The following is an 8,774-nucleotide window of genomic DNA, read 5'->3' as shown; positions in this document are numbered from 1 at the left end:
CGCTCCTGCGGCGCCAGCAGGCAGCGGTCGACCGCGGCGGTCGGCCGCTGCGCGGCTTCGGCGAGGCGGCGCTGGATCTCCAGCGCTCGGCCGAGATGGGTCCCGACCGCGCCCAGCACCCGCAGCTCAGGTTCCGCCCAGTCGGCCCGCCGGCGCGACCGCCAGAAGGAGAGGTGCGAACGCAGCCCACGGCTGTCGGCGTCGATCCAGAACATGAAACTGCGCTTGCCTTGGGGCCGCACATAGTCGTTGTAGAACTCGCTGCGCAGGAATGCGTCCTCCGCCATCGCCGCGCCGCCCATGAACACGCAGGCGCGACGCAGCCGGGGCGCCAGCGGCGCGAGCGGAATGATCCGGTGGTAGTAGTCGTTGTAGAGCGGCGTGAAATCGGGGTCGCAGCCGACCCGTACCGACCCGTCCCGCAGAGAGGGCGAGAGCGTCGGGTGCAGCGCCGTTGATTCGCCGCCGAGCAGCCGCAGCATCCGCTGCAGCACGATCGGCCACGCCTCCTCTCCCAGCGCTGCGTCATAGACCCCGCCGACGAGCCGGCCGACCTCGCGCTCGCCCGGCAGGGCGGTCGGCGGGATGCGTGGGTCCGTCCGCAGCCGGCATCCGCCGGACGGCAAGGCCGGGACAGCAATCGAAGATGTCTGGTCGACCATCAGCTCCGTCGGGTTGCGGCGCCGTCGGACTGCGCCTGGAGTGGTGCCGGTATCGGCATCCCGGTTTGCGCATCATCGCGCGTGGGACCCGACGCCTATGTTACGCTCGTCACATCCGGGGCAAAGCGAAGCCCATAGGGTCGGTCCCGGCCCGCGGCATCCTCCATGCAGACCGGTCCCGCCATAGACCGCTATGACTTGGCACGCGGTGCCGGACAAGCGATCATTTCCACATCAATGCGTGAGGCGGGCTCATCCATGGGGCTGGCGATGCTCGCTATCCGACCGGAACACCGCCTATGAGACGGCTGCCGCCGCTCGAATCCCTGCGCGCCTTCGAGGCCGTGGCCCGGCTCGGCAGCTTCAAGCGTGCAGGCGAGGAGCTGGCGGTCACCGCCAGCGCCGTCAGCCACCGGGTGTCCGATCTCGAGGCCGAACTCGGCGTGGCCCTGCTGGTGCGGCATGTCCGCCGGGTCGAGCTGACCGCCGAGGGTGAGGGGCTGGCCGCCGGCATGGGCCGGGCGCTGCAGGAGATCCGCCGCACCGTGGCCGGGGTCGACCGGCGGAGCCGGCCGCGGCTGCGGGTCAGCGTGATCCCGTCGCACGCCGTGCGCTGGCTGGCGCCACGACTGCACCGGTTCCGCGCGCTGCATCCCGAGGTCGACATCGACATCATCGCCGACCTGGCGCTGGCCGACCTCTCGCAACGGGCGGTCGACATTGCCCTGCGCTTCGGCGGCGGCGCCTATCCGAACCTGCGTGTCGAGCGGCTGATGGCCGACGCGATCTTCCCGGTCGCCAGCCCGGGCTATCTGGCGAGCCACGGGCCGGTGGCGGCGCCGGCCGATCTCCTGCGCTTGGCCCGGCTGATCGACACCACCGCCCGCGACGACCAGAGTGGCGCCCATTGGCAGCACTGGTTCGAGACCCACGGCCTGCCGCCTGACGCGGTCAATGACGGCATGAACCTGACCGGCACGTTGCTGGCGCTGGAGGCTGCCGTGAATGGCCTGGGCGTCGCCATCGCCCGCCGGACGCTGGTCGAGGACGACCTGCGCAGCGGCCGCCTGCTGCGCCTGCTGGACGACGAGACCCCGACCAACTGGAACCACTATGCCGTCACCCTGCCCGCCCTGGCCGACTGGGAGCCGGTGCGGCAGTTCGTCGGCTGGCTGAAGGCGGAGTGCGGCGGCTGAACGGCAGCTGACCAGGCGTCGTCCGACGATACCTCAATTCTGGTGTATTGAGCCGGCCCACCCGGTTGCGGACAATTCCAGCATCACGGAGCGCCGGTGCGGCAAGGCGAATGCCACCGCAGCCGAGCCCTCCGACGGAGGGCCGAGACCCAGTCTCAGCCGGACCCCGAGGACCGCCGGCCGGGAGCGCCGGGGCGCAGGCTGTGCGGAGCCTGCGCCCCGGATCGCGGCAGCGGTCGCCATCTCTGGAGCTGACCGTGAACTATGTCATGTCATGGGCCTCGGCCCGACCCTCAGGCGGCGCGCGCCCTTCGGCCGGCGGCCTGCCAGCCATCCAGGACGCCCTTCCCATGCGGCTGATCGAGCGGCGCTACGACGACGGCGACACCATCTTCCTGCGCGGCGACCCCGGCGACAGCATCCTGATCATCCAGTCCGGCCGCGTGGCGCTGCGCCTGATCTCGCGCCAGGGGCGGGAGATCCTGCTCGGCATCCTGCAGGCCGGCGAGATGTTCGGCGAGGTCTCGGCCCTGGACGGCCGGGGCCGCAGTGCCGACGCGGTGGCGCTGGGCGAATGCCGGCTGCAGATCGTCGACGGGCGCGACCTGCGGCGGATGCTGAAGCAGTCGCCCGAGGCCTGCCTGCAGATGATGGAGCTGCTGACCACCCGGCTGCGCCGGACCAGCGATCAGCTGGAGGGCGTAGCACTGCTGAACCTGCCGGCCCGGCTGGCCCGGCTGCTCCTGACCCTGGCCGAGACCGAGGCTAGCCAGACGCCATCGGGCCGGACCACGCCGGGCCGCGCCCTGCGGCTGCCGCGCCGGCTGTCACAGCGCGACCTGGGTCTGCTGATCGGCGCCAGCCGGTCGAAGGTCAATGTCCAGATCAATCGCTGGATCGGCGAGGGTATCCTGGCCCGCGAGGGAAGCTGCCTGATGGTCCGGGATCGCGAGACACTGGCCGACATCGCCGAGACTGAGGAGTCTTGATGAGGAGTCTGCACAAGCAGACAACCCGAATCAGCTCCGGGCGGGCGATCCGGCGATGCCGGACGATGGCATTGATCGCCGATCCGGCGTGGCCGACGTCGCCTGCATGAGGCCGCCGGGTGTTGCCGCCCCGTGTCCGCTTCAGGCGCCCGCCAGCATTCGGTTCGAATAGGCCTGAACAGGCTTCGGATGCCCGCAAAGAGGACGATCCAGCCCCTGCCCCAAGCTCGACCACGTGGTCGTCGATCATCTGGAATGGCGGCTGCTCGACCCAGGCCGGCTCCACGAGATCCTGAGTCACCTTTTGGAACGGCGCGAGGAATGGATCGAGCGTCGCCGCGGCCATGTTGCCGAGTTGCGCAAGCGAACAACGGAAACAGAGGCGAGGCTGAAGCGGCTCTATCAGGCGATCGAAGGCGGCATCGCCGATCTGAGCGATCCGGCATTGAAGGGCCGGCTGGCGGAATTGGCCGCGATCCGTGATCAAGCGCGGGCCGACGCGGACCGCGTTTCCTCCCTCGTCGACGGAGTCGGCGCCACGATCACACCGGAGACCCTGCGGAAATTTGCCCAGGCCGCGAAGCGCAAGCTGCGGACTGGAGACGGGACCTTCCGGCGCGATCTCCGCGCGCTGGCACAGCGCGTCGATATTATCGACGGACGGGAGATCCGAATTACAGGCTCTAAGAGCGCACTGCTGCGCACACTCGCCACCGCGGTCAACACGGACCCGGCGGCGCCGGAGGTACTTAGTTTTGTGCCGAAGTGGCGTCCCCTAGGGGATTCGAACCCCTGTTACCGCCGTGAGAGGGCGGTGTCCTAGGCCTCTAGACGAAGGGGACTGAGGCGCGGGCCCGGATATAGGGGAGCCCGCGCGCCGACGCAAGACATTTCCGTCGGTTTTTTGACAGCCTGATCAGACGGCCGCCGCAACGCAGCGCCGCGCGCGCTGCAGCACCGTCTCGATCGTGGCTGCGTCGATGTCGAAGGCGCCGACGAAGCGCCAGATCTCGCCTTCCCAATGGGCGGCCAGCACGCCTTGCCGCGCCAGCCCCTCGGCCAGCGCCGCGGGCAGCCGCACGAACACCTCGTTCGCCTCGACCGGGTGCAGCAGCTCCACCCCCGGCAGCGCCTGCAGCCCCTCGGCCAGTTGCCGCGCCCGGTCGTTGGCGTTGCGCGCCAGGCGCAGCCACAGCCCGTCGGCCAGATAGGCTTCGAGCTGGGCCGAGACGAACCGCATCTTCGACAGGAGGTGGCCGGCACGCTTTCGGCGGAAGGCGAAATCCGCCGCCTTGTCCGGGTCGAAGAACACCACCGCCTCGGCCATCACGCAGCCGTTCTTGGTGCCGCCGAAGGACAGAACGTCGACGCCGGCCTTCCAGGTCAGCTCCGCCGGGGAGCAGCCCTGCCCCGCCAGCGCGTTGGCGAAGCGCGAGCCGTCCATGTGCACCGCCAGGCCGTGGCCCCGCGCGACCTCGGCCAGCGCGCCGACCTCGGCCGGGCTGTAGACCGTGCCGGATTCGGTGGCCTGCGACAGGCTGAGCATCGCCGGCTGGCTGCGATGGACGTCGCCGCGCCACTCCGGGACGGCGGCGGCCACGGCCTGCGGTGTCAGCTTGCCATGGGCGCCGTCGGCCAGAAGCAGCTTGGCGCCGTGGGTGTAGAATTCCGGCGCGCCGCATTCATCGACCGCGACATGCGCCTCACGATGGCACACCACCGCGCCCCAGGGCGGGGTGAAGGTGGCCAGGGCCAGGGCGTTGGCCGCCGTGCCGGTCGGCACCGGGAAGGCGGCGACGCGGCGCTCGAACACCTCGGACAGCCGGTCCTGCAGCCGGGCGGTGACCTCGTCGCTGCCATAGGAGGGCTGGCGCCCCCCGGCGGCGCTGGCGATGGCCGCCAGGATCTCGGGCGCGGCGCCGGCGACGTTGTCGCTGGCCAGGTTGATCACGTCTGTCATGCCGAGGGCTTCCGGTTATGGGGTGGTGGTGAGGAGGGTCGCGGCGGCGCCGGTGCGCGGGTCGATGCTGCGCACCTCCTGCCCGCCGCCGGGCAGTGTGACCAGGATCACTGCGCGATCGCCCGTGGTGGTGATGCTGAGGATACGGCTGCCGGCGGGCAGCGTGGACGGCGCGGCGGTGGTCGCCGGCGTCGTGGCGGGAGCGGAGACGGCGGGTGCCTGGGCGGAGGAGCCGGAGGCGAAGAGCCGGCGGCCCAATTCCCCGAGAACGACGGCGGTGAGCACGATGATGACCACAAGCATCGCCCAAACGGTTATCTTCACCGCCCGCAATGACCCAGCTTCCAGACGCACCCGCCTCACCCCTATTCCCGGACGGGACCATTCCCGTCACCATCGGCCCGGACGCCGCCGGACAGCGGCTGGACCGCGCCCTGGCCGACGCGGTGCCGGACCTGTCGAGGTCGCGGCTGCAGGCGCTGATCGCCGCGGGCTGCGTGCGGGAGGGCGAGCGGACAGTAGAAGACGCCTCGACCAAGGTCAAACCCGGCCAGCGCTTCGAAATCCGCGTGCCGCCGCCGGTGCCGGCGGAGCCGGAGCCGCAGGCGATCGGGCTTGATATCGTGTACGAGGATCCCCATTTGATCGTCATCGACAAGCCGGCCGGGCTGGTGGTCCACCCCGCGGCAGGCAATCCCGATGGCACCCTGGTCAACGCCCTGCTCGCCCATTGCGGCGCGCAGCTGTCCGGCATTGGCGGCGTCGCCCGCCCGGGCATCGTCCACCGGCTGGACAAGGAGACCAGCGGGCTGATGGTGGTGGCCAAGACCGACGCGGCCCACAAGGCGCTGTCGGCCCAGTTCGCGGACCGCACCCTGTCGCGCACCTATCTGGCCCTGGTCTGGGGCCGGCCGAACCCCTCGGCCGGAACGGTCGAGGGCGCGATCGGCCGCGACCCGCGGAACCGGCAGCGCATGGCCGTCGTTAAGGCTGGAGGCAAGCCGGCGCGGACCCACTACCGGGTGCTGCGCCCGGCCGGTGCCGAGGCCAGCCTGGTCACCTGCAAGCTGGACACCGGGCGGACCCACCAGATCCGGGTCCACATGACCTCGATCGGGCACCCGCTGATCGGCGACCCGGTTTATGGCCGACGCCCGCGCTCGGCTATTGGCAATGAGACGGCGCGCAGCTTCCCGCGGCAGGCGCTGCATGCGGCAAAACTGCGCTTCCGCCATCCGGCGGACCAACGTGAACTCGAATTCACGAGGCCCCTTCCGGGAGACATGCGACATTTGCTTGTCTCCCTCGCGGGGGAAGACCGTATACCCGAGTACTGAAGTCGGGTATTATGCATCGGTCCGGATGATGAGTCCGGAGGGCGCCCACCCCCAGGGGAAAGGGCGCCGGAGAGGGAGCAAGATATCATGGCAAACGCGTCGACCCTGCCCGTCCTGGGCGCTGAATCCAACCTGAGCCGGTACCTGCAGGAAATCCGTCAGTTCCCGATGCTGGAACCGCAGGAGGAGTTCATGCTCGCCAAGGCGTGGCGGGAGCATGGCGACACCGAATCGGCGCATCGGCTGGTGACGAGCCATCTGCGGCTGGTCGCGAAGATCGCCATGGGCTATCGCGGCTACGGCCTGCCGATCTCGGAGCTGATCTCCGAGGGCAATGTCGGCATGATGCAGGCGGTGAAGCGGTTCGACCCGGACCGCGGCTTCCGCCTGGCCACCTACGCCATGTGGTGGATCCGCGCCGCCATCCAGGAATACATCCTGCACAGCTGGTCCCTGGTGAAGATGGGCACCACCGCGGCGCAGAAGAAGCTGTTCTTCAACCTGCGCAAGCTGAAGGGCCAGCTGCAGGCGATCGAGGATGGCGACCTGAAGCCGGAGACGGTGACCAAGATCGCCACCGAGCTGTCGGTGCCGGAGCAGGACGTGATCTCGATGAACCGCCGGCTGGCCGCGCCGGACCATTCGCTGAACGCGCCGCTGCGCGTCGACGGCGAGGGCGAGTGGCAGGACTGGCTGGTCGACGAGCGCGACAGCCAGGAGGTGATGCTGGCGGACCGGCAGGAGCTCGGCAAGCGCCAGAAGCTGCTGAAGGACGCGATGTCCGGCCTGAACGACCGCGAGCGCCGCATCCTGACCGAGCGCCGGCTGCGCGACGAGCCGACCACGCTGGAGGATCTGAGCCAGGAATACGGCATCAGCCGCGAGCGTGTGCGCCAGATCGAGGTGCGGGCCTTCGAGAAGCTGCAGAAAGCGATCCGCAACGCCGCGGTCGAGGCCAAGCTGGCCCACTGACCCGCAGGTTCGGATTGAAGAGAACGGCCGGAGCCCCGCTCCGGCCGTTTTCGTTTGTGCGGCTCAGTTATCGAGATCGATCCGCGCCAGCTCCGACACACCGGTCTTCACCGCCCCGGTATAGGTATCCGGCGTGTAGCGGGTGGCCATCAGGCTTCGCGAATCCGCGCCCCACACCAGGTTCCGCCACTGCGACCGGGTCGGGATCCGGCGCAGCAACCGCCCGTCGGTGACATCCCAGATGAACAGGGCCGCCGTCTCCTTGCCCCAGACGTCGGGGTCGTCGAAGCTGGCCGCCAGGGACCGCCCGTCCGGGCTGAAGGCGAGCAGCGGAATCAGATGCGAGCCGTTGTTCCGCCAGGTCGACAGCGCCCCGACCAGAAGCCGGCCGGACACGCTGCGCTGCCGGTTGTCGGCCAGGCGGATCGCGATCACGCCGCTATCGCCGCGGGTCTCGACATGCTCCGCCGCCATCTCGCCGTCGGGCGAGACGGCGGAGGACACGCCGGCGGCGCGCAGCGACCCGGGAGCCGGCACCGTCGCGACCTCGCCGCCATCGGCGACTGAAAGCACCGCCGTCTTGCCGGGGCCTTCCCAGAAGCTGCCCCACCCCATGTCGATCATGATCCGGTCGTCGGTGACGAAGGCCAGCCCGGCCGCGCCGCGCCGGATGCGGGAGATGGTGGCGCCGGTCCGGCTGTCGATGACCTGGATCGGCCCCTCGAAGAACCCGCCGGCGACGAGACTGCCCGAGGGCGAGACCGCGAGTCCCAACCAGCTCGCATCCTTCGGCACGTCCGGCAGGGGAATGCGCGACCGCACCGTCCCGGTGGCGGGGTCGATCCGCAGCAGCTCCTGCGGGCGCGTGGCCTCCCGCCCCAGCCCCGGCTGCCGCACCACCCCGAGCAGCGTGCCGTCCGGCGCCGGACTCAGCACGGCGAGATCCTGGTCGTCCAGCACCGCGACGATGCGGCAGGCGCTGGTGTGCAGCACGCGGTCCACCGGCCCGCAGGGCAGGAGCGCCCCCTCACCCCAGGCATAGATGCCGCCGGCGATCGCCGCGGCCGCCAGCCCCACCGCCGCCACACGCTGCCAGCCTCGCATGAGAGTCCCCCGATCCTCTCGCCCCATCACCGCCGATCCTGCCGCGGAATCCGGGCGATTTCGTGAAGGACGGAAGGCGATCCGGCTACCGGGGCTTCAGTTCGAGGAGATCCCAGAGATTGCCGTACAGATCTTCGAACACGGCGACGGTGCCGTAGGCCTCCTCGCGCGGGGTCTCGCGGAACACCACGCCGCGTGCGGTCATCGCCGCATGGTCGCGCCGGAAATCGTCGGTGTGCAGGAACAGGAAGACGCGGCCGCCGGTCTGGTCGCCGATCCGGCTCTCCTGCTCCGGCGTCGCGGCGCGGGCCAGCAGCAGGTTCGGGCCGCCCCCGCCGGGCGGCGCCACCAGCAGCCAGCGCTTGCCGCCGCCCATCGGCGTGTCCTCGACCAGGTCGAAACCGAGCACGCCGGTGTACCAGGTCTTGGCCTCGTCATAGTCGCGGACCACCACGGCCACCGCGCCGATATGCTGATGCGCCATCGCGTTCCCTTTCGTTCAGCCGGCCCGATCCTGCAACGGCACGCCCGCGGCGCAAAGCGGGCAGTCCCGC

General features: G+C 70.3%; 9 protein-coding genes and 1 tRNA gene. 4 read left to right on the top strand and 6 right to left on the bottom strand.

The window, feature by feature from the left end; translation table 11 throughout:
* Positions 1 to 662, bottom strand: a 662-nt coding sequence (locus tag P409_RS18475; protein ID WP_034841014.1) for a hypothetical protein, incomplete at its 3' end; no start/stop codon positions are given.
* Positions 663 to 961: 299 nt separating this feature from the next.
* Here P409_RS18475 and P409_RS18470 point away from each other — a divergent pair.
* Both P409_RS18470 and P409_RS18465 read left to right on the top strand, forming a co-directional pair.
* Complete coding sequence (locus tag P409_RS18470; protein ID WP_034841010.1) at positions 962 to 1,858, top strand: LysR substrate-binding domain-containing protein; 897 nt, start codon at positions 962 to 964, stop codon at positions 1,856 to 1,858.
* Positions 1,859 to 2,208: 350 nt separating this feature from the next.
* Complete coding sequence (locus P409_RS18465; RefSeq protein WP_034841005.1) at positions 2,209 to 2,847, top strand: Crp/Fnr family transcriptional regulator; 639 nt, start codon at positions 2,209 to 2,211, stop codon at positions 2,845 to 2,847.
* A 766-nt stretch (positions 2,848 to 3,613) separates the two neighbouring features.
* On the opposite strand, the gene P409_RS18460 is transcribed toward P409_RS18465, so the two are convergent.
* The 3 genes from P409_RS18460 to P409_RS18450 form a co-directional block, all read right to left on the bottom strand.
* A tRNA-Glu gene (locus P409_RS18460) sits at positions 3,614 to 3,689 on the bottom strand.
* Positions 3,690 to 3,763: 74 nt separating this feature from the next.
* Entirely contained in the window at positions 3,764 to 4,807 is a 1,044-nt protein-coding gene (locus P409_RS18455) for a beta-eliminating lyase-related protein (RefSeq protein ID WP_052120900.1), read from the bottom strand.
* 15 nt (positions 4,808 to 4,822) lie between these two features.
* The gene (locus P409_RS18450; protein ID WP_152613434.1) at positions 4,823 to 5,110 is read right to left on the bottom strand and encodes a hypothetical protein; all 288 of its coding nucleotides are present in this window, start codon (positions 5,108 to 5,110) and stop codon (positions 4,823 to 4,825) included.
* A gap of 29 nt (positions 5,111 to 5,139) precedes the next feature.
* Between P409_RS18450 and P409_RS18445 the strand changes: the two genes are divergently transcribed.
* Together P409_RS18445 and rpoH are read left to right on the top strand one after the other, a co-directional pair.
* The gene (locus tag P409_RS18445) at positions 5,140 to 6,144 is read left to right on the top strand and encodes an RluA family pseudouridine synthase (RefSeq protein WP_081991610.1); all 1,005 of its coding nucleotides are present in this window, start codon (positions 5,140 to 5,142) and stop codon (positions 6,142 to 6,144) included.
* A gap of 87 nt (positions 6,145 to 6,231) precedes the next feature.
* A complete protein-coding gene (rpoH, locus tag P409_RS18440; protein WP_034841002.1) occupies positions 6,232 to 7,116 on the top strand; it encodes an RNA polymerase sigma factor RpoH in 885 nt (294 codons plus the stop codon).
* A gap of 63 nt (positions 7,117 to 7,179) precedes the next feature.
* Here rpoH and P409_RS18435 read toward each other — a convergent pair whose 3' ends face one another.
* Together P409_RS18435 and P409_RS18430 are read right to left on the bottom strand one after the other, a co-directional pair.
* On the bottom strand, positions 7,180 to 8,220 hold the full coding sequence (locus P409_RS18435; protein WP_034840999.1) for a WD40 repeat domain-containing protein: 1,041 nt from the start codon (positions 8,218 to 8,220) through the stop codon (positions 7,180 to 7,182).
* 85 nt (positions 8,221 to 8,305) lie between these two features.
* Positions 8,306 to 8,704, bottom strand: coding sequence for a VOC family protein (locus P409_RS18430; protein WP_034840996.1), 399 nt, complete (start codon positions 8,702 to 8,704; stop codon positions 8,306 to 8,308).
* Positions 8,705 to 8,774: the final 70 nt, after the last annotated feature.

The sequence above is a fragment of the Inquilinus limosus MP06 genome, assembly GCF_000767795.1.
Lineage (GTDB): Bacteria > Pseudomonadota > Alphaproteobacteria > DSM-16000 > Inquilinaceae > Inquilinus > Inquilinus limosus_E.
The sequence above is the reverse complement of the archived record's forward strand: the minus strand, read 5'-3'. Positions and strand labels throughout refer to the sequence as shown.

Bases quoted from the DNA above. Each gene is read 5' to 3' on its own strand.
- P409_RS18455 (WP_052120900.1), bottom strand. From the start codon at position 4,807: ATGACAGACGTGATCAACCTGGCCAGCGACAACGTCGCCGGCGCCGCG.
- P409_RS18435 (WP_034840999.1), bottom strand. From the start codon at position 8,220: ATGCGAGGCTGGCAGCGTGTGGCGGCGGTGGGGCTGGCGGCCGCGGCG.
- P409_RS18450 (WP_152613434.1), bottom strand. From the start codon at position 5,110: ATGCTTGTGGTCATCATCGTGCTCACCGCCGTCGTTCTCGGGGAATTG.
- P409_RS18430 (WP_034840996.1), bottom strand. From the start codon at position 8,704: ATGGCGCATCAGCATATCGGCGCGGTGGCCGTGGTGGTCCGCGACTAT.
- P409_RS18445 (WP_081991610.1), top strand. From the start codon at position 5,140: ATGACCCAGCTTCCAGACGCACCCGCCTCACCCCTATTCCCGGACGGG.
- P409_RS18465 (WP_034841005.1), top strand. From the start codon at position 2,209: ATGCGGCTGATCGAGCGGCGCTACGACGACGGCGACACCATCTTCCTG.
- P409_RS18470 (WP_034841010.1), top strand. From the start codon at position 962: ATGAGACGGCTGCCGCCGCTCGAATCCCTGCGCGCCTTCGAGGCCGTG.
- rpoH (WP_034841002.1), top strand. From the start codon at position 6,232: ATGGCAAACGCGTCGACCCTGCCCGTCCTGGGCGCTGAATCCAACCTG.